This window comes from Moritella marina ATCC 15381 (genome assembly GCF_008931805.1).
In the GTDB taxonomy this organism is placed as follows: Bacteria; Pseudomonadota; Gammaproteobacteria; order Enterobacterales; family Moritellaceae; genus Moritella; species Moritella marina.
In genome coordinates this window covers 3,209,067-3,227,743 of sequence record NZ_CP044399.1, presented here as the reverse complement: position 1 = coordinate 3,227,743, position 18,677 = coordinate 3,209,067, and the positions used below count along the sequence as shown (strand labels likewise).

Annotated in this window: 19 protein-coding genes and 1 pseudogene; 14 read left to right on the top strand and 6 right to left on the bottom strand. The window is 39.8% G+C overall.

Annotated features, from left to right (window positions below):
- Positions 1–3 precede the first annotated feature (3 nt).
- The 3 genes from FR932_RS14390 to FR932_RS14380 all read left to right on the top strand — a co-directional run bounded on the left by FR932_RS14390 (position 4) and on the right by FR932_RS14380 (position 2,807).
- Positions 4–1,245 carry an aromatic amino acid transport family protein gene (locus tag FR932_RS14390; RefSeq protein WP_019441603.1) on the top strand — a complete coding sequence of 414 codons (1,242 nt, stop codon included), beginning with the start codon at positions 4–6 and terminating at the stop codon, positions 1,243–1,245.
- Between the two features lie 187 nt (positions 1,246–1,432).
- Positions 1,433–2,320: an endonuclease/exonuclease/phosphatase family protein gene (locus FR932_RS14385; RefSeq protein WP_019441602.1), complete on the top strand. Its 888-nt coding sequence runs from the start codon at positions 1,433–1,435 to the stop codon at positions 2,318–2,320.
- A gap of 46 nt (positions 2,321–2,366) precedes the next feature.
- Positions 2,367–2,807 (top strand): acyl-CoA thioesterase, encoded by a 441-nt coding sequence (locus FR932_RS14380; RefSeq protein WP_019441601.1) that lies wholly within the window; start codon positions 2,367–2,369, stop codon positions 2,805–2,807.
- Positions 2,808–2,917: 110 nt separating this feature from the next.
- Here FR932_RS14380 and FR932_RS14375 read toward each other — a convergent pair whose 3' ends face one another.
- Positions 2,918–3,361 (bottom strand): DUF3010 family protein, encoded by a 444-nt coding sequence (locus FR932_RS14375; RefSeq protein ID WP_026032154.1) that lies wholly within the window; start codon positions 3,359–3,361, stop codon positions 2,918–2,920.
- A gap of 136 nt (positions 3,362–3,497) precedes the next feature.
- Between FR932_RS14375 and FR932_RS14370 the strand changes: the two genes are divergently transcribed.
- Positions 3,498–4,181: an alpha/beta hydrolase gene (locus tag FR932_RS14370; protein WP_019441599.1), complete on the top strand. Its 684-nt coding sequence runs from the start codon at positions 3,498–3,500 to the stop codon at positions 4,179–4,181.
- Between the two features lie 149 nt (positions 4,182–4,330).
- Complete coding sequence (locus FR932_RS14365; protein WP_019441598.1) at positions 4,331–4,804, top strand: hypothetical protein; 474 nt, start codon at positions 4,331–4,333, stop codon at positions 4,802–4,804.
- Positions 4,805–4,861: 57 nt separating this feature from the next.
- Here FR932_RS14365 and FR932_RS14360 read toward each other — a convergent pair whose 3' ends face one another.
- Positions 4,862–5,605, bottom strand: coding sequence for a methylenetetrahydrofolate reductase (locus FR932_RS14360; RefSeq protein ID WP_019441597.1), 744 nt, complete (start codon positions 5,603–5,605; stop codon positions 4,862–4,864).
- Positions 5,606–5,714: 109 nt separating this feature from the next.
- Positions 5,715–6,566 carry a deoxyribonuclease IV gene (gene nfo, locus FR932_RS14355; RefSeq protein WP_019441596.1) on the bottom strand — a complete coding sequence of 284 codons (852 nt, stop codon included), beginning with the start codon at positions 6,564–6,566 and terminating at the stop codon, positions 5,715–5,717.
- A 115-nt stretch (positions 6,567–6,681) separates the two neighbouring features.
- Here nfo and ung point away from each other — a divergent pair.
- A pseudogene (gene ung, locus FR932_RS14350) lies at positions 6,682–7,368 on the top strand (uracil-DNA glycosylase); the annotation flags it as partial.
- 114 nt (positions 7,369–7,482) lie between these two features.
- Positions 7,483–8,064, top strand: coding sequence for a hemerythrin domain-containing protein (locus FR932_RS14345; protein ID WP_019441594.1), 582 nt, complete (start codon positions 7,483–7,485; stop codon positions 8,062–8,064).
- An 81-nt stretch (positions 8,065–8,145) separates the two neighbouring features.
- Here the strand turns inward: FR932_RS14345 and FR932_RS14340 are convergent, their stop codons facing one another.
- A complete protein-coding gene (locus tag FR932_RS14340; protein ID WP_019441593.1) occupies positions 8,146–8,313 on the bottom strand; it encodes a DUF3545 family protein in 168 nt (55 codons plus the stop codon).
- 318 nt (positions 8,314–8,631) lie between these two features.
- Here FR932_RS14340 and FR932_RS14335 point away from each other — a divergent pair, with 318 nt between their 5' ends.
- Positions 8,632–10,047 carry an alanine/glycine:cation symporter family protein gene (locus tag FR932_RS14335; protein ID WP_019441592.1) on the top strand — a complete coding sequence of 472 codons (1,416 nt, stop codon included), beginning with the start codon at positions 8,632–8,634 and terminating at the stop codon, positions 10,045–10,047.
- 228 nt (positions 10,048–10,275) lie between these two features.
- The gene (locus FR932_RS14330) at positions 10,276–10,827 is read left to right on the top strand and encodes a chalcone isomerase family protein (RefSeq protein ID WP_019441591.1); all 552 of its coding nucleotides are present in this window, start codon (positions 10,276–10,278) and stop codon (positions 10,825–10,827) included.
- 174 nt (positions 10,828–11,001) lie between these two features.
- On the opposite strand, the gene FR932_RS14325 is transcribed toward FR932_RS14330, so the two are convergent.
- Positions 11,002–12,606 carry a LysM peptidoglycan-binding domain-containing protein gene (locus FR932_RS14325; protein WP_019441590.1) on the bottom strand — a complete coding sequence of 535 codons (1,605 nt, stop codon included), beginning with the start codon at positions 12,604–12,606 and terminating at the stop codon, positions 11,002–11,004.
- Positions 12,607–12,700: 94 nt separating this feature from the next.
- Entirely contained in the window at positions 12,701–13,477 is a 777-nt protein-coding gene (gene gloB / locus FR932_RS14320) for a hydroxyacylglutathione hydrolase (protein WP_019441589.1), read from the bottom strand.
- Positions 13,478–13,542: 65 nt separating this feature from the next.
- Between gloB and FR932_RS14315 the strand changes: the two genes are divergently transcribed.
- The 5 genes from FR932_RS14315 (at position 13,543) to rlmN (ending at position 18,657) form a co-directional block, all read left to right on the top strand.
- Positions 13,543–14,292, top strand: a complete 750-nt coding sequence (locus FR932_RS14315) for a class I SAM-dependent methyltransferase (RefSeq protein ID WP_240532405.1) — start codon at positions 13,543–13,545, stop codon at positions 14,290–14,292.
- A 123-nt stretch (positions 14,293–14,415) separates the two neighbouring features.
- Positions 14,416–15,153: a DNA polymerase III subunit epsilon gene (gene dnaQ, locus FR932_RS14310; RefSeq protein WP_019441587.1), complete on the top strand. Its 738-nt coding sequence runs from the start codon at positions 14,416–14,418 to the stop codon at positions 15,151–15,153.
- On the top strand, positions 15,089–16,504 hold the full coding sequence (locus tag FR932_RS14305) for a TIGR03503 family protein (RefSeq protein WP_240532404.1): 1,416 nt from the start codon (positions 15,089–15,091) through the stop codon (positions 16,502–16,504). Before dnaQ ends, FR932_RS14305 begins: the two co-directional genes overlap by 65 nt.
- Before the next feature lie 234 nt (positions 16,505–16,738).
- Positions 16,739–17,164, top strand: a complete 426-nt coding sequence (gene ndk / locus FR932_RS14300; RefSeq protein WP_019441585.1) for a nucleoside-diphosphate kinase — start codon at positions 16,739–16,741, stop codon at positions 17,162–17,164.
- 377 nt (positions 17,165–17,541) lie between these two features.
- Complete coding sequence (gene rlmN, locus FR932_RS14295; RefSeq protein WP_019441584.1) at positions 17,542–18,657, top strand: dual-specificity RNA methyltransferase RlmN; 1,116 nt, start codon at positions 17,542–17,544, stop codon at positions 18,655–18,657.
- The last annotated feature ends 20 nt before the right edge of the window (positions 18,658–18,677 follow it).

Sequence of the window (18,677 nt, the reverse complement as noted above, 5' to 3'; positions counted from 1 at the left end):
ACTATGTCGGAAGTAGTGACAGCAAATCAGGATGCACAGCCATCAGCACTCGGTGGTATATTTATTATTACAGGTACCAGTATTGGTGCTGGGATGTTTTCTCTTCCAGTATTAACCTCAAACATGTGGTTTGGTTGGGCGGTATTGTTCTTATGTGTGTCTTGGTATTGCATGTACAGCTCTGCATTGTACTTACTTGAGGCGAATCAAAAATTTAAACACGGTGTGAATTTCGATTCGATGACCAAAGCACTATTACCAACGTCATTACGATTGTTGAATGGTTTATCTGTGTTGTTCGTGAGTTATATCTTGGTTTATGCCTATATTTCCGGTGGGGGCTCAATGTTGGGGCATAGCTTAGAATCGGGTTTGGGTATCGATATAGATCAATCTGCTGCTAGCTTTATATTTGCTGTGTTACTGGGGTTGATCGTGAGCTTTAGTACTAAGGCGGTTGACCGTTTTACGTCGGCAATGTTAGGTGGCATGGTGATCACCTTTAGTATTGCGATTTACAGCTTACTGAGCGGCGCCGACTTTTCATTACTACAGCCGCTTGCTGAAATGACTGAACGTCTGCCTTATAGCTGGGCTGCAATCCCGTCGTTAATGGTGTGCTTTGGTTTTCATTCTAACATCCCAAGCTTAGTTAAATATTATAATAAAGACAGCTCGAAAGTGGTTAGCTCGATTCGCTATGGTAGCTTGTTAGCGCTTACTATTTATTTAATCTGGTTGTTAGCCAGCTTTACCGTGATTGGCCGTGATGGTTTTACCAGTGTTATAGCACAAGGCGGCAACATGGGCGCGTTAGTATCGGCATTAGAGTCTGCTGGTTCTGGTGCAACACTCGCGGTGACATTACAGTTATTTGCTAACTTTGCCGTAGCGACATCATTTCTAGGTGTGGCGTTAGGTTTGTTTGATTTTTTAACTGACTTGCTTAAGTTAGATGACACTTTATCGGGGCGTAGTAAAACGGCATTAGTTACTTTTGTACCGCCAATGATTGGTGGGGTATTATTTCCTAATGGCTTTATCTATGCGATTGGTTACGCGGGCTTTGCAGCCGCGGTATTCGCTTTGTTTACGCCTGTCGCGTTAGCGTTCCAAGCACGTAAACATTTACCGACCACTGATTTCCTTGTTTCTGGTGGTCATGCCCGTATGGCGTCGGTATTGGTATTTGCGGTATGTGTGGTTAGTTTCCAGGTTCTATCTATGCTGGGTCTATTAGCTTAATTAAAAATGAGCCGCTTAATTTCAAATTAGGTGGCTAGTGTATTGCCGTTAGTGAGTGTTCATTAACGGCGAACTCGCGAATGAATCAGCTTTAATTTAGATAATAATGTTTATTTACGCGATTAGCTTTGAATTAATCCTATTTTATTAAGTATAATAAAGCATATTTTGATTACGTGACTTTAATATGAATTATTCCTTTTCTCGCATTGCAGCTATTTCTACGCTGGTCTTTTCCCTGTCGGGTTGTTTTGATATTGCCGACATCCCCAAATTACATACTTCATGGAAAGTTGCTGGCGCGGCATCTGAAAATAGCGAACAAGCTGGTTTTATTACTGATAGCGTCACGACATGTCCGGCATTTATAGACAATTCGACAATCACAAGTGATGAACTACCTGCTGAATTTAGTATTGCTGATTGGAATATTTATAAACAAGAAGATGATAATTGGCGTCGTGAATTGACGGCGTTAATTGAAGAGAATGATTTGATTGTTTTACAAGAAGCAAAGTTAAGCTTTTTGTTAACGCAGTTGATGCAGCAACATCAATTAAGCTGGACACAAGTTGAAGCATTTAGCGTTTATAATCAATCAATGGGTGTATTAACTGCAAGCAGTGTTGCGCCTATCTCTGTTTGTAAGCAAACGATTACAGAGCCGTGGTTACGTTTCCCTAAATCGTCATTGATTAGCTATTACCCTTGGGCTGGTAGTGACGCATCTTTGCTTGTTGCCAATATGCACATGATTAACTTCACCTTAGGTGTTGATGAGTTTACGCAACAGCTTGAAGGTGTCATTGCGGTGATCCGCGAACATGACGGCCCGGTGATCATGGCGGGTGATTTTAATACTTGGACCAATAAGCGTTTAGACCAATTGCATTTGATGACAACGAGTGTTGAATTACAAAAGTCGGTGTATCAACAAGATGTACGTAGAACGGCCTTCGGTAATCCGCTTGATGATATCTATTATAGAGGTATGCAACAGCTAAATGCATCGTCTTATGAAACTGATGCATCTGATCATAATCCAATCGTAGCGCGTTTTGGTCCGCTGTTTTAGTGTTTGCACTAGCGAATAAGATAGCCTAGTAAAGGGAGTTCGTATAATGGATAAGTTTAAACAGCAGTACCCGATCATTGTCGATGATATTGTCCGCTGGGGTGACATGGATGCGTTTGGTCACGTTAATAATACCGTGTACTTTCGTTACTTTGAGCAAGCTCGCATAGGTTATTTTGAACAAATAGAAGCCATGGCGTATATGCAAGAATACGGTATCGGACCTATTTTGGCTGCGACCAATTGCCGTTTTAAAGCCCCGTTAAAGTCACCTGATACCATTCAAATCGGTGCGACTGTGTCAGAGTTTGCTGCGCATAAGCTAATCATGAAATATGCCGTGTGGAGTAATACCTTACAACGAGTCGTTGCTGAAGGTGAAGGGGTGATTGTATTTGTAGATTACCAAGCCCATAAAAAAATGCCGGTACCTGCAGATATTGTCGATAAGATTAAGGTGTTACAGCCAGATTTGTTTACGGCTTAACTTGTAGAACTTTAGTTCACTTAGGTCGTCAGAGTAAGAAAAGTAAGGTAAAAAAAAGCAGACTAAAATATAGTCTGCTTGCAACCTTGGGCTTTTACAACGAGTTGTAATTAAAGGCTGTTTTTTGCTGCGTTTTCATTTAAGAATAGGCAACCAAGTGTGAATGCATTCTGTTGGAATTTTTTCAGACCTGTTTCAGCAAAATCAACAAAAATCGGGTGATCTTGTACTAATTGCTTGTAGAACGTTTGTGAAACCATGTTCACTTCAACACCAGTTACAAGTTGGATTGCCGCTTCAGCTTTAAAGCTTGTTGAGCTACCACTAAACTTGCCTTTTGTTAGACGTTCTTTGATCACAACATTTTCAATTTTATAATCTGTCATTAGCTGGGCAAATTCTTTATGAAACTGACGTATTTGATACGCTTCAGTTGAACTTGCTAAGGTAATTTTTCTTTTACGACATTCAATAAGTTCAAACATTCCGTCTTTTAAAGATAGGAAACATAGATTTACTTCATTGCCTGCTAGTTCAACACTACAAATTCTCATTAAATAACTCACCATAAATAAAGATAACTTCGCTATTATAACCACTTTGTTGTCAGTTAACATGGTTATCGTTGTTTCGTTGTGAATTTATACGATAGCATATCCTCTTAAAATGACTTAATTGTAAGGAAACAGAATGACATATTTACCTTGTGTTGAAATTGAACCTAAGCAGGCTGCAAACGCGAGTGTTATTTGGCTACATGGACTGGGTGCTAATGGCCATGATTTTGCGGGTGTGGTCCCCATGATCGCATTGCCGAATGAACAGCAAGTGCGTTATGTTTTTCCGCATGCACCTGAAATTAACGTAACGATTAACAATGGCTACAGAATGCCAGCTTGGTATGACATTTTGGCGATGACACTAGAGCGTAAAATTGACATGCCAGGTTTAATGACTAGCGTTGAACAAGTACAAAGCTTGATCCAGCGTGAGATTGACCGAGGGATTGATAGTCGACGGATTATCGTCGCAGGCTTTTCTCAAGGTGGCGCAGTTGCTTATCAAAGTGCGTTAACCTTTACTAAACCGCTCGCGGGATTGCTGGTGATGTCGAGTTATTTTGCGACCGCTAAAACGATTGAATTAGATAAAAACAATCGGGCATTACCTATACATATCTACCATGGCAGTACAGATCCTGTGGTTGCTGAATCACTGGGATTGGATGCCATGAAATATTTAGCAGCATTCGGTTTTCAACCTCAGTATCATCGCTATCTTGCAGAGCATACGGTTACGGCGCAACAGATAAATGATATATCACAACATATAAAGCAGTTTTTATCGATTAAATTTAATGATGACTATTTTTAACTGTTTAAGCTAGATTGAACTCGCTGAGCGATAGCATCATTATTCTGTTATCAAAGTCACAATACGAGTTGTTTTTAAGATTATCTACTCTCATTTGTGACGATTACATCTATGCTTAAAGTTCCTAGTATTATTGATAAGATTGAACAATGCGTCAGAATAAAAACTGTAATTCAAGTGATGTTAATCAAGTGATGATTGATAACTTTGTGGCGATTAATGGCACTGATAATCTAGACATTGAGACCCAAAATGAGGCGTTCTCAATCCAAATTGATGATAACTCGCAACTTGATGATAAATCGGAACTCACTCTTGCAACAAAAATGAATTTTGTCAGGCAAGTTTGGTTGGCTGGATTAGGCGCTTATAGCCATAGTATTGATGAACTAAATAATGTCGGTGAAAAATCATCAATGGTTTTTGAAGAGTTGTTGGAGCAGGGAGGTAAAGTTGATCGCGCATTTAAGCTACATACGACAGGCGAACACATCTCTTTGCATGGTTTAGATAAATTGATCCAACGAACTTATGCAAAATTAACGGGTGTAGAATGTGAAAAAATAGACCTGTTAAACGCTAAAATCGATGCGTTATTGGCTGAATTGGCTGATAAAAGATAACCACTTAGATTCTGCTAAGTGGTTTATTTTTAAAACAATTCGATAACCTAGATGAGATTAATCTTCGGCGAGTAATTTACCCAGATATTCGCTAGCATTGGCTCTAATTGGCATGAAGTAGACGTTATCATCTTGAGCTTGTACCTTTTTGATCATCGCACGGCCAAATTCAATATTCCATTCTTTTGTCGCTTCAAAATCGCTTGGAAAGACCACGTCATTTTTGTTTTCCCAGTATGATTTACTGGTTTCACTGTGAATTGGGCTCATGCCCCAAAATACTTCAGTACCCTGCAACATATCCATATATACATCGAGAAATTTCAAATCAAAAAATGGTTGCGTGAAGAAACCATCGACACCCGCATCAATTTTATCATGAATATAATCGAGCTCTTTACGCATACTGGTTCGATATTGATCGATAGCCGCGTAAACCTTCATGTAAGGCAGTTCTTTTTTAATAATACGAATGAGTTCACACGAGGTATTACGGTAAGTACGGTGTGATATATCTTGCGGTGGATCGCCTTCAACCACTAGCACTGAGTTGATCTTACTATGACGGAAAAAGTCCGTTAATGGAAAGCCATTTCGTAGGTCAAAGTCGATAGCGCGTAGGTGAGGGATCGCTTCATCGAACTTGTCTTGTAGGCGATCACATGCATCCCAGCTGCGTACATCGAAGCGTAATAAGTCAGGAATATTCAGCGTATTTATTTGACCAAACTGGCTAACTTCTTCGACTTCAGTATTTAAGGTTTCCCATGAACGGGGTACAAGCTCTATTGAGTATTTCAAATTACATCCCTTTTTATCAACAGTCCTCGTTGATAATCCTTTTAATACCCAAACTCGGCTCCGCGTGTTTGGGCTTTTTCCAATTATTGATATAACGTGGGTATATCTCTTATTTATTTGCGGCTAACTGCTGTAACCAAGCGATTTCTGCAGCCCAAATAGTATCATCTATTGTTTCCAATACTATAGGTATACCATTAAAGCGTTCATCCTGCATGATAAATTTGAAGGCTTCTTCACCAATAAAACCTTGGCCTAAGCTGTGATGGCGATCAACTTTTGTACCAAGCTCTACTTTACTGTCATTTATGTGCATACCAGCGAGGTATTCAAAGCCGACAATACGCTCAAAATCGTTAAAAGTTTGTTCACAAGCGGCAAAAGTACGTAGATCATATCCAGCGACAAATGTATGGCAAGTATCAATGCATACACCAACACGGCTCTTGTCTTCCACTTGCTCGATGATCTCGGCGAGATGCTCAAAAGTGTAACCTAAGTTGGTGCCTTGGCCTGCGGTATTTTCGATAACGGCTTTTACTGATGTCGATTTTTCCAGTGCTAAGTTAATTGATTCCGCCACACGTTGTAAACTTTCTGATTCCGATATCTTTTTTAAGTGACTACCTGGGTGGAAGTTAAGCAAGGTTAAGCCGAGTTGTTCACAGCGGTGCATTTCATCATAAAAGGCATTACGTGATTTTTCTAAGGCTTCGATATCAGGGTGACCTAAGTTAATCAAGTAAGAGTCATGCGGTAAAATTTGCGCTGCGGTAAAGTTGTAACGTTTACAGTTTGCTTTAAATTTACGGATGTCATCCGGGCTTAATGCTTTGGCATCCCAGCGACGTTGGTTCTTAGTAAATAGAGCAAATGCAGTAGCCCCTAAATCGTGGGCATTTTTAGGGGCGTTCCACACACCACCGGCTGCAGAGACATGCGCGCCAATAAATTTAGTCATTTTTTGCTCCATTGTTTTGGGGATTCATCATTTTTAGTCAATTTGGTGACAAAACAGTTTTAAAGAAGGCTTTTTACGATAAAATTAGTTTTTTGGCAATGCTAATCTTTGGGAGTTATTAATGAAAACGTGGGCAGAATTTTTGTTACATGAACAGCAGCAGCCGTACTATTTAGCGTTAGACAACTTTATCACAGCAGAAAGATCCGCTGGGAAAGTGGTATACCCTAAACAAGATGATGTATTTCAAGCATTTTCATTAACACCGCTGAAAGATGTCAAAGTCGTCATTTTGGGGCAAGACCCTTACCATGGCCCTGAACAAGCTCACGGATTGTGTTTTTCAGTATTGCCAGGTATTAAGATCCCGCCTTCATTACGTAATATGTATAAAGAATTAACAACGGATATTGCAGGTTTTGCCACTCCTGATCACGGTTATTTAATCGAATGGGCGCAACAAGGTATTTTGATGCTCAATACGGTATTAACGGTAGAGCAAGCGAAAGCGCATTCTCATGCGAAGTCAGGTTGGGAAACATTCACTGATCATGTCGTTGAACTGTTAAACCAGCAAGATGACGAGATTATCTTTGTGTTGTGGGGGAATCACGCGAAAAAGAAAGGCCGCCATATCGATCGTAATCGTCATCATGTTTTAGAAGGTGTTCACCCATCGCCATTGTCGGCCAGTCGTGGATTCTTCGGTAGTCAGCATTTTTCTGCGATTAATAACCGTTTACAAACTCGCGAGCAAACCCCAATCAATTGGCAAGTGAGTGCCGTTGAGACGCTAGTTTAAATCACGAGGTATATCTTTATGGGTAGGTTAGATCTGTAAATAGTGAAGCGGATCAAATTAACTAATACTATATGGGTATATGATGGTGAGAGATAATTTCAAATTGGAGTTTATATGTTATCTCTCATAACTAAAGATCATGAACAAGTAGAGTTACTGTTAAATGTATTAACTGAGCAGTTAGCGGAACTCGAATCTGAACAGCAGGGGGTTAATTTTAAATTGATGGATGATATTGTCCATTATTTACGTAATTATATTGACCGTTACCATCACCCTAAAGAAGATCTCATTTACTCGTATTACCTCGAAAATTATGTTGAAGATGCGAGTATGCCGAATCGTTTAGCATCGGAACATCAAAGTTTGAACTTCCTGAGTCGTGAACTTTCAAGTGCGTTAAATATGATCCAGCTTGACTCTGTGATGCCATTTGATGAGCTAGCAAAGCAATTAAGAGGTTTTGTGGATAAACAACGCAACCATATTCAATATGAAAATAATGTTGTTATGCCGTTAATGGCAGAGAAGTTCACCGCCGATGATTGGTGTCAGGTTGAGCATTTGTGGAAGAATGGTGATGTACAGGATATAAAAACATTGGCAGTGTTTAATGATGCTTACGACCGCCTTAAACAACGTATTATTGACGCCGGATTTATGCATGAAATTGACGAAGAGTTATGCTTAGTTTAAGGGTTATTTAAGTATACGGTCTAATACAGACGCTATTATCAATCAATAAAAAAAGCCGCATGATGACATGCGGCTTTTTTATTAGGCAATAAGATCAGAGTAATAACTTAAAGGATCGTCATAACCGTCAATTTCCTTCTCTAAATTAAGCTTATCCTTAATTGCTTCAATCTCACGCCATTTACGTTTTGATGCTGATTTTGTTTCTTTTTTTGTATTTTCTATCGACACTTGATTTATTCCTTCCATGGGATCACCTTTGTAATGATAGTTACACCCTCTCTATACCATTTTTTTCATGCCTGTTGTCATATTTAGCGATGGATTTGAGTGTCAGATCACGAAAATGAACCTAGAATGGAAAAGGTATAAAATAGTTTATCTTAAATGCGGCTTAAATTTAACATCTATATATCCCCTAAGGGTAGCGATTGCGACTTCAGTAATTTTAACGCCTGTTTATTAACAATATATTGGTTTTTTGTGTTATATTCCGCGCCATGTTTAGCGAGTGGTGTTATTTATACTACTATCTATAGATTTTAATAACAGTTTGGAAGGGAAAATATGACGGAAGTTATCGACTTTATAAATGGCTTGTTGTGGGGCTCTGTACTGGTTTACCTACTTATTGGCACAGGTTTGTATTTTACCATAAAATTAGGTTTTATCCAGTTCCGCCACTTTACTCATATGTTCTCTGTTCTTGCTGGTAGCCGTAAAAGTAGTAATGAAGGTGTTTCATCATTTCAAGCGTTATGCACAAGTTTAGCAGCGCGTGTTGGTACGGGTAATCTTGCTGGTGTTGCTGTTGCAATTACCGCTGGTGGTCCAGGTGCAGTATTCTGGATGTGGTTAATTGCTGTTATTGGTATGGCGACGAGCTTTGCTGAAAGTTCATTAGCACAATTATTTAAAACCAAAGATGCTGATGGCAACTTCCGTGGTGGTCCAGCTTACTACATGGAAAAAGGTTTAGGCCGTCGTTGGATGGGTGTTGTATTTTCAATCTGTCTAATCGTTGCATTTGGTTTAGTATTTAATGCCGTGCAGTCTGATGCGATTGCGAACTCTATGCATAATGCGTTTGGTTTTGATAAAACGATCGTTGGTATTGTATTAGTGGTATTCACGAGTGTGATCATCTTTGGTGGTCTACGTGTGATTGGTGCATTTGCTGAAATCGTGGTGCCATTCATGGCATTAGCTTACATCTTGATTGCGTTTGTTGTTGTTGCAATGAACATTTCAGAATTGCCTGCGGTATTTGAATTAATCATTAAATCTGCATTCGGCTTAGATGAAGCTGCGGGTGGCGCACTTGGTGTTGCTATGATGCAAGGTATTAAACGTGGTTTATTTTCGAATGAAGCGGGTATGGGTAGTGCGCCAAATGCGGCGGCAAGTGCAGCTCCATTCCCTAATCACCCTGCATCACAAGGTTATGTGCAAATGCTAGGTGTGTTCATTGATACTATCGTGATTTGTACTGCAACTGCATCGATCATCTTACTGTCTGATCTTGGTGATACATCGGGTGTTGGTGGTATTGAATTAACGCAACATGCATTATCATCTCATGTGGGTGATTGGGGTGGTACTTTTGTTGCTATTGCTATTTTGTTCTTCGCATTTACGTCAATCGTAGCGAACTACTCATATGCAGAAACCAGTATCTTATTCCTAAACCGTGATTCAAAAGTAATGGTGTGGATCTTCCGTGCCGCGGTACTCGGTATGGTTATGTTTGGTGCGATTGCTAAATCGGATCTGATTTGGAACATGGCGGATGCATCAATGGGTCTGATGGCCTTGGTTAATATCATTGCTATCTTGATGCTGTCTAAATATGTCATGATCGTTGCTAAAGATTACAACAAACAATTAGCGGCAGGTAAAACGCCTACATTTGATAGTGCTGAATTCCCTGAAATCGATAAAAAGATTAACAGTGAAATCTGGAACTCTAAGTTTAAAAAATAGTATGTAGCTATTAAAAAAGCTCAAACAAATACCGTTTAAAAGCATTTAAATCAGTCTTTTAAAATTAGAAAAAGCCACTCATTTTTGTAATGAGTGGCTTTTTTATTAGGCATTAATTATGACATCATGAAATTGTATTAAATTCGTTTAATCCCAATGTTTAGAGTTTTAGCTCTAGCTTCTTTGTGGTTAAATTGCTTTTCATACCGACTCATATAGGATCAAGTCATGAATAAATTAGCAACTCTCGCTTCTGCAATGCTATTAAGTTTCTCTGTTAATGCAGCACAGGAAGTGTCTGGCGTTTCAATCCCAGATAATGTATCTGTTGAAGGCGCATCACTTAATTATCAAGGTGCAGGTGTTCGTAGTAAATTCTTTATTGATTTGTATGTGGGTTCACTATTTACACAAGCGGCAGATAAGAATGTAATCGCAAGCCAAGATGTAAGCGCTATCCGCCTTAACATCATTTCAGGTCTTATTACTTCTGAGAAAATGGTTACGGCGATTAACGAAGGTTTTGACGGTGCTACAGCAGGTGATACTGCGGCTATCTCTGATGAGATCGCAGAATTCATTGGTGTGTTTAGCGCAGAAATTGCTAAGGGCGATCAATTTACGCTAGTGAGCACACCGGGTAAAGGCTTGGTCACGTATAAAAATAATGAAAAATTATCGACTATTGATAACGACGTTTTCCGTCAAGCAGTACTGTCTATTTGGTTAGGTGAGAACCCTGCTGATGATGATTTAAAAGAAGACATGCTGGGTTTATAATTCGAGTTATTATTGTTGCTGTTAGCGCGTATTAAGCAATAAATATTAAGCATAAAAAATGGCTTACAGTTAAGGGGAAACCTTAGTGTAAGCCATTTTATTATCTTGTTATCGATGTATTATATCATTATCAGTGTTTTATGTAGAACACCGCGTGTTGTGTTAGTAAGTCGGTTAGGTATTCACTTTTGTCACGTCAACATAAAGACGTAACGCTTGCCCAGGTTGGATATACTTCTGATTAGCTAACCCATTCCATCGAACAACATCTTTTACTTTCACATTAAATTTATCGGCAATACGTGCCAGTGAATCACCTTGACGGACCTTGTAGGTAATATTACGCATAATGCCTTTACCGTTAGCACTACCTTGTTTTTTACCTTGCCAAACAACCAGCTTTTGATTGATCTTCAAGGCATCTTGAGGCGCGATATTGTTCCATTTAGCGAGACTTTTGTAATTCACTTTATAAGATCTTGCAAGATCCCATAAGTTATCACCAGATTGTACTTTGTGTACAACTTTAAAGCGGCCTGCTGGTTTATCTTGGCGGCGGGTGATACGCGATGATTCGCTGAATTTATAATATTCCAGATCTTTCGCGGCCATTGGGATCAATAATGCTTGGCCAATTTTGATCATGCTGCTATCTAGGTTGTTTACCGAAGCAATGATTTTGCTAGAAGTATTATAGTTCTGGGCAATTTCACCTAGGCTATCACCTGACTTAACTTTATAACGTACCCAGTTTAAACGGCCTTTCGCATCTGTTTTTGCTAGTGCAGCTTCAAATTTTTCGACATTATCATTGGGGATTAATAAGGTATGTGGCCCATCAGGCGCTGTTGCCCATTGGTTAAACCCTGGATTAAGACGCTGTAGTTCAGCCACGTCCATGCCTGCTAAGTCGGCTGCAAGCGCTAAATCAATTTGACTATTAACGTCAACTTGTTGGATCGCAGGTTCGTTATCAATCATAGGTAGCGTTAAATTATACTTTTCGGCGTTTTGTAAAATATCTGCAAGCGCTAATAATTTAGGCACGTATGCTTCAGTTTCTTTTGGCAATGATAATGACCAGAAGTCTGTGGCTAAACCCGCTTTTTTATTACGTTTAATGGAACGTCCGACACGACCTTGCCCTGAATTATACGAAGCAAGCGCTTGGAGCCAGTCTCCATCGAAACGACGGCTGAGGTATTCCATATAGGTGAGCGCTGCACTTGTCGATGCGAGTACGTCACGACGACCATCGTACCACCAGTTTTGTTCTAGACCGTATTGGGTTGCAGTGCCTGGCACAAACTGCCACATACCGGATGCACTACCATGTGAATAAGCAAAGGGGTCAAAGGCACTTTCTACAACGGGTAATAGCGCAAGTTCTAGTGGTAAGTTACGGCGTTCAAGCTCTTCTACAATAAGGTATAGAAAGGGTTCTGCGCGTTTTGATACCGTGATTAAATGCTGTGGATGGTCCAAAAACCACTTTCGGTGCTTGGCAATGCGAGCGTTATCCGGAATCGGAATAGTCATTTGCTCGGCAATACGCATCCAAACATTGTCAATGGGCTCGACGGTAACGTCTTCGGCAACAATGAGTTTGGCAATCTTGTCTTCTGTTGCACTATCTAAACCGCTGTCTTCGTTGCTGGCTTTGTCAGATGGAGCGACGACAGGCGTTATCGTCGTTTGTACATCGTTACTGCGATCTTCGGGCGTCATTTGGCACCCGGTCAGTAAGATTAATACCGGAATAGATAATTTAAATTTCATATAGCTCTTATGTTAGTGAACAGCGCTGACATGCTAATAGCCAACGGAAAACAAAGCAAGTGTATCATAGGGGATATTGATGCTTAATTATTGGTTAAAAATGGTCTTTCCAAGCTCTTAATGCAGTGAACACCGCTAACTCACTGGTGATTATTTCCAGTAATTTATGCTCCATTGCCATGCTGACTGTTGCGGTGTTAGTACGTAAGAAAACATTGATTTCCTTTTCATTTTTAAGACTGTTTGGCACTGTAGGCAGACCGCGTTGACGTAGTTTTGCGGTATGTTCTATATGCTGCTTAAGGGCGTTGTTTTGTGGTTCTACCGCATAGCAAAACATTAAGTTTGCTTGGGTATATTCGTGAGCAGGGTAGACTAAAGTATTTTCATCTAAGGCCTTGATGCGCTGTAATGATGAGAATAGTTCTGTCGCGCTACCATCAAGGATACGACCACAGCCACCCGAGAATAGCGTATCGCCCGAGAACAACATGGTTTGGTTATAGTAGACAACGTGTTCACGCTTGTGACCTGGTGTTGCCATTACGGTCAATATTAAGCTGTTATCGAGTAGGTTTAGTTGCGTTTTTTCTGTTACTAAGGTAACTGGCGCGTCAACGTCTAATGCAATTGAAGAATAAATCTGCACTGGATTTATACATGCGCTAATAATGTCACTAATACCATCAACATGATCAAAGTGATGGTGGGTAATTAAAATCGCATCGAGAATTAAATTCTGCTGTTCAATGACTTGTAGTACCGGGTCTGCTTGGCCGGGATCAACGATACAGCAGTGATTATTTTCAGTATTTTTGATCAACCAAACATAATTGTCGTTAAATGTAGGGATAGAAATGACTTCAAGCATTGCATAGCTCTCTTTATGGGATTATCTTTAATTACATATAAAACAAAATTTTAGCGGATATTGTCGTGTTAATAAAACCTGCACACCATAAACATGAAATTATCATTCCCCATTCTTGGGATGATCTTCCAATGGGGGAATGGCTCGCGAGCCAAATTCAGACGCGTCTTGATGTCTGGAGTCCAAAAATGTTTGGTTATCATTTACTAAAATTAGGTTCGTTAAGTGGTGAGCTTAATTGTTTTGGTAGCAGTATACAACATCAGGTGACTGCGACCTCTGAGTTAGGCATGGGAGGGGTATACATTGACCCCGCCCATTTGCCATTCCAAGAAAATTGTATTGATGCGTGTATTCTGACACAGTCATTGGACTTTTCAGCTGATCCTCACCAAGTATTACGCGAGGTTGAGCGTGTGTTAACGGGAGATGGTTACTTAGTATTAAGTGGTTACAATCCTTTGTCATTGTGTGGTGTGGTTAAATTATTTGGGGTGAAACGTAATCACCCGCCTTGGTCGGGAAGAATGTTTACGCCTGCAAGGATTAAAGATTGGCTTGAACTACTTGGTTTTGAAATAATTCAAGATGATCGTTTTGGTTTCACCTCTTTCCTCGGTAAGAAACCATTAACTTGGTGGTTTGAAAGCATAGGTCAAATGCATTTCCCTTCATTTCTGTCCGTCTATTTTATCGTTGCCCGTAAACGTCGCGCACCCATCTCGCCAGTTAAAAATTGGTGGCAGGTCAGTCGTGCTAACCGTCGTTTTATACCTGCAGGGGCGACACAAAAGTTACCGCATAAGTCATCTTAATTTTGGTCATGCGATGTTTCGCCTACCATTCTTATTTCTCTGCTTGATTTACGACTGTTATCAGGTGAATCGAACCGCAATTCATATTAGAATAGCCACAGTTTAATTGAAGTGGTGAAATTTATGTCTTTGGACAATGCAGAGTTAATACAGGGCGCTGGTCGTGTAATCGTTTTTGATACCGAAACAACGGGTATGAATATGGGAGCGGGTGGTGTACACATTGGCCATCGCGTGATCGAGATTGGTTGTATTGAGTTGATCAATCGCCGTCCTACGGGTCGTACTTACCATGTTTATATCAAACCTGACCGTTTGGTTGATCCTGAAGCGATCGCGGTACACGGTATTACTGATGAATATCTACAAGACAAGCCCAGCTTTTCAGCTATCGCCGATGAATTCATCGCGTTTATTGATGGCGCGGAATTGGTGGCTCACAATGCCTCATTCGATATTAACTTCCTTGATCATGAATTTAGATTGTTAAATAAAGGTCTACCTGAAACTAAAGAAATTTGTAAAATTACCGATACATTAGCTATCGCGAAGAAACTCTTCCCAGGAAAACGAAACAACTTAGACGTGTTGTGTAATCGTTATGGTATTGATAACTCACACCGTACGCTGCATGGGGCATTACTGGATGCGGAGATTTTAGCGGACGTTTATCTGTTTATGACAGGTGGCCAAACTAAGTTGAATTTATCGCAAGATAGCGCAGACGCAGAAGGTAGCGGTATTCGCCGTGTTGCTGCCACGCGAGTATCATTAAAAGTGGTGCGGGCGACTGACGATGAACTTAAAGCACATGATGAAAGACTGGGCATCGTCGGTGATGCGTTATGGACAACACATTAAGGTAAGGATAAACATGCGTAATATTTGGTTGTTGATGGCGTTGATTTCTGCTGTTAGCCTTAATGCCTTTGCATCCGAAAACAGCTTTTATCAGACCGGTGTTTATCAGACCAGTGATATTAAGTTGCTGGATAATCGTTTTCGGGTTGACTATGGTGTTAAGCAAATCACCTTTATTATTGCGCGTGAACGTTTTTCTAAAGCCGTGATTTTAGTGCGTCCAGATGGCAGTAAAGTTTATATCTGGGATAAATCTGATCGCGTCCATTGGATTGAAGGTGAAGAAAATGACATTATTACGATTGAAAATCCAATGGCGGGGCCCTGGCAAGCATTAGGCAAGATCCAAGGTAATAATCGTATTCAATTGTTGTCAAATGTACAGCTACAAGTCAAACGCTTGCCTATCCAGTTGTATAGTGGCGAGCGTCTAAAAATTACCGGTGAACTGTTTCATTTGAACAAGCGTCTCAATGACACGTATCTACGAGATACGGAACTGCTGGTGACCGCTTATGGTTATAACCGTGTTGAAGATGAAAACTTTAATTTTACGTCGCAAGAACTCGCTCGATTTAATGACAAAGGTGTGTTCTATGATGAGGTACCGGAAGATGGTATTTTTACTACATTTTTACAGCTCGATCTTGCCACGGGTAAATATAGATTTGAAGTTGCGGTAAAAAATAACGCATTTACCCGTAGTTTTAATCAAGATGTGATCTTATTTCCAAAACCAATTAAGACTCAAATGTTACCCCTGCTGGTGGATGCTGACCCAGAGTTGAAGTTGATTTATGATATGGATGAATTAAAGTCTGAAACTATTGTGATTAAAGGGCGCTTAACCTCTGTTAATCGTGGTCTGAGTGATGACTTTATTATCTATGCCGAAGCGGATATAGCAGAACAAACCCATACATTCGCTCGACCTGAGCAAGTGGGGAGTTACAGTATCGACTTAGTTTTGTATGCCACAACGAAAACGGGACGAGAGATCACCGTTAATATGCCTTCTGAAGCGTTCGTTATACCGAAACCGATTGTGATTGATAGTGCTTTGCTACTCGCGCTCACTCCTTCTCAAGCTGAACCGACTGAGCAATTGGTTGATGTGGTTGAAGACACGGAAAGTGATTGGAATTTATTGTTGTGGGTTGTTGGTGGTTTGGTTTTCTTATTGGTTTTGGCTGTTGCGGTATTGTTTGGCATTAAATTTTGGCAGAAACGCAAATTTGAAAAGGTAATTGAGAATCAAATAGATGCCGATCTGGGTATTGGAGAGCCGATAGATGTCAGTGATGGTCAGGATGATATGACAGATTTAGACCTTAATTCGTTGGATAAATAGTTTGATATTTAATCAATTAGATTGTGGGCTGGGTTTGTGGCGTGTTTGTGGTAGATAGGACTCGCATTACGCAGTATTTAATTGTTGTTTCGCGATTAACACTTGTTTAAAAATTGTAATGCAATTAAAGTCGATGTTAATAGGATAACCTTTATTTTTTAAGGTTATCCGACTGACTTTCAGAACCGATAGTCAGATTTAAATAGTCAACTTCTCAAATTAAGGTTAAAAATTATGGCGATTCAACGCACTTTTTCTATTGTTAAGCCTGATGCAGTAAGAAAAAATTTAATTGGTGCTATTTACTCACGTATTGAAGCTTGTGGTTTAAGCGTTGTAGGTGCAAAAATGTTACACCTAACTCGCGAACAAGCAGAAGGTTTTTATGCTGAACATGAAGGTAAAGTATTCTTCGAACCTTTGATGGAATTCATGACGTCGGGCCCTATCATGGTGCAAGTGCTAGAAGGTGAAAATGCTATCACGTTCTACCGCGAGCTAATGGGTACTACGAACCCAGAAAATGCAGCAGCAGGCACATTACGTTGTGATTATGCTGAGAGCATGCGTTTTAATGCGGTACACGGTTCTGATAGTGAAGAATCTGCAGCACGTGAAATCGCTTACTTCTTTACTGAAAATGAAGTATGCGCTCGCTAATCAACTAGCGAAACGGGTTGTAAAGCAATTGCGTAGTGATATGTGATTGATTTATTACCCGGTTTTATTCCCCTGTTTCAAATTTGACTCCACATCCTCCTTGCTTTTTGATTCTCTTTGTCACCTTTATTGCGAATTTTAGCTTTAATTATTTGTTATCTATTCCGATTCTTGGTTATGTAAACTAACGGTGAATAAATTATTTTGTTTAATTCGGCCAATGCGCTAGCGTCTAGGCGTTAAACTTTGTACAATCCCGCGCCCTGAAACCTCAATTTTAGCATCGTCTTTTTTATCCCTGTATTCTTAAAATAGGGTTTAAAATTAAGTCTTAAATTGTTTCAAACCGAATAAAATACATTATAGAGGCTCACTTCATGAGTAATAAAAAAATAAATCTATTAGACTTTGATCGCAACGCGATGCGCCAATATTTTTCTGACATTGGTGAAAAACCATTCCGTGCTGATCAAGTAATGAAATGGATTTATCATGAAGGTTGTGATGACATTAATGAAATGACTAACTTGAATAAAAAGTTACGTGAAAAATTATTACGCGAAACTGTTATTCAAGCGCCGGAAATTAGCCAAGAACAGCGTAGTGAAGATGGCACCATTAAATGGGCATTAAAAGTGGATGGTCAAGAATATGAAACGGTTTATATTCCTGACGGCGATCGTGCAACACTGTGTGTATCGTCGCAAGTAGGCTGTGCACTAGAATGTACATTCTGTTCAACTGCTCAACAAGGTTTTAACCGTAACTTACGTGTTTCTGAAATCATTGGTCAAGTATGGCGTGCTACGCAAGTTATTGGCTTTAACAACAAGAAACGTGCAATTACTAACGTTGTTATGATGGGGATGGGCGAGCCTTTACTTAACATGACTAACTTAGTACCAGCGTTAAACTTAATGCTAGATGATTATGGCTTTGGCTTATCGAAACGTCGTGTAACAGTATCAACATCAGGTGTTGTACCTGCGCTAGATAAATTAGGTGACCAAATTGATGTTGCACTAGCCGTATCATTACATGCTTCAAATGATGCACTACGTGATGTTCTTGTGCCGATTAATAAAAAGTACAACATTGAAGAGTTATTAGCATCTGTTAAGACTTATATCAGTAAATCCAATGCTAACCGTCAGAAAGTAACAATTGAGTATGTATTACTTGATCACGTGAATGATTCAACGGACCAAGCGCACGAATTAGCACAGTTATTAAAAGATACACCGTGCAAAATTAACTTGATCCCATTCAACCCATTCCCGGGTAGTGACTATGGTAAACCAAGTAATAGCCGTATCGATCGCTTTAACAAAGTGTTGATGACATACGAAAATACGGTAACTATCCGTAAGACGCGTGGTGATGATATTGATGCCGCTTGTGGTCAATTAGCGGGTGATGTAATCGACAGAACGAAGAGAACATTAAAAAAACGGATGCAAGGTGAAGAGATTTCAGTCAAAATGGCTGATTAATACTTTTGACTAGATGGATT

Bases quoted from the DNA above. Each gene is read 5' to 3' on its own strand.
- FR932_RS14390 (WP_019441603.1), top strand. From the start codon at position 4: ATGTCGGAAGTAGTGACAGCAAATCAGGATGCACAGCCATCAGCACTC.
- FR932_RS14385 (WP_019441602.1), top strand. From the start codon at position 1,433: ATGAATTATTCCTTTTCTCGCATTGCAGCTATTTCTACGCTGGTCTTT.
- FR932_RS14380 (WP_019441601.1), top strand. From the start codon at position 2,367: ATGGATAAGTTTAAACAGCAGTACCCGATCATTGTCGATGATATTGTC.
- FR932_RS14375 (WP_026032154.1), bottom strand. From the start codon at position 3,361: ATGAGAATTTGTAGTGTTGAACTAGCAGGCAATGAAGTAAATCTATGT.
- FR932_RS14370 (WP_019441599.1), top strand. From the start codon at position 3,498: ATGACATATTTACCTTGTGTTGAAATTGAACCTAAGCAGGCTGCAAAC.
- FR932_RS14365 (WP_019441598.1), top strand. From the start codon at position 4,331: ATGCGTCAGAATAAAAACTGTAATTCAAGTGATGTTAATCAAGTGATG.
- nfo (WP_019441596.1), bottom strand. From the start codon at position 6,566: ATGACTAAATTTATTGGCGCGCATGTCTCTGCAGCCGGTGGTGTGTGG.
- FR932_RS14345 (WP_019441594.1), top strand. From the start codon at position 7,483: ATGTTATCTCTCATAACTAAAGATCATGAACAAGTAGAGTTACTGTTA.
- FR932_RS14340 (WP_019441593.1), bottom strand. From the start codon at position 8,313: ATGGAAGGAATAAATCAAGTGTCGATAGAAAATACAAAAAAAGAAACA.
- FR932_RS14335 (WP_019441592.1), top strand. From the start codon at position 8,632: ATGACGGAAGTTATCGACTTTATAAATGGCTTGTTGTGGGGCTCTGTA.
- FR932_RS14330 (WP_019441591.1), top strand. From the start codon at position 10,276: ATGAATAAATTAGCAACTCTCGCTTCTGCAATGCTATTAAGTTTCTCT.
- FR932_RS14325 (WP_019441590.1), bottom strand. From the start codon at position 12,606: ATGAAATTTAAATTATCTATTCCGGTATTAATCTTACTGACCGGGTGC.
- gloB (WP_019441589.1), bottom strand. From the start codon at position 13,477: ATGCTTGAAGTCATTTCTATCCCTACATTTAACGACAATTATGTTTGG.
- dnaQ (WP_019441587.1), top strand. From the start codon at position 14,416: ATGTCTTTGGACAATGCAGAGTTAATACAGGGCGCTGGTCGTGTAATC.
- FR932_RS14305 (WP_240532404.1), top strand. From the start codon at position 15,089: ATGAACTTAAAGCACATGATGAAAGACTGGGCATCGTCGGTGATGCGT.
- ndk (WP_019441585.1), top strand. From the start codon at position 16,739: ATGGCGATTCAACGCACTTTTTCTATTGTTAAGCCTGATGCAGTAAGA.
- rlmN (WP_019441584.1), top strand. From the start codon at position 17,542: ATGAGTAATAAAAAAATAAATCTATTAGACTTTGATCGCAACGCGATG.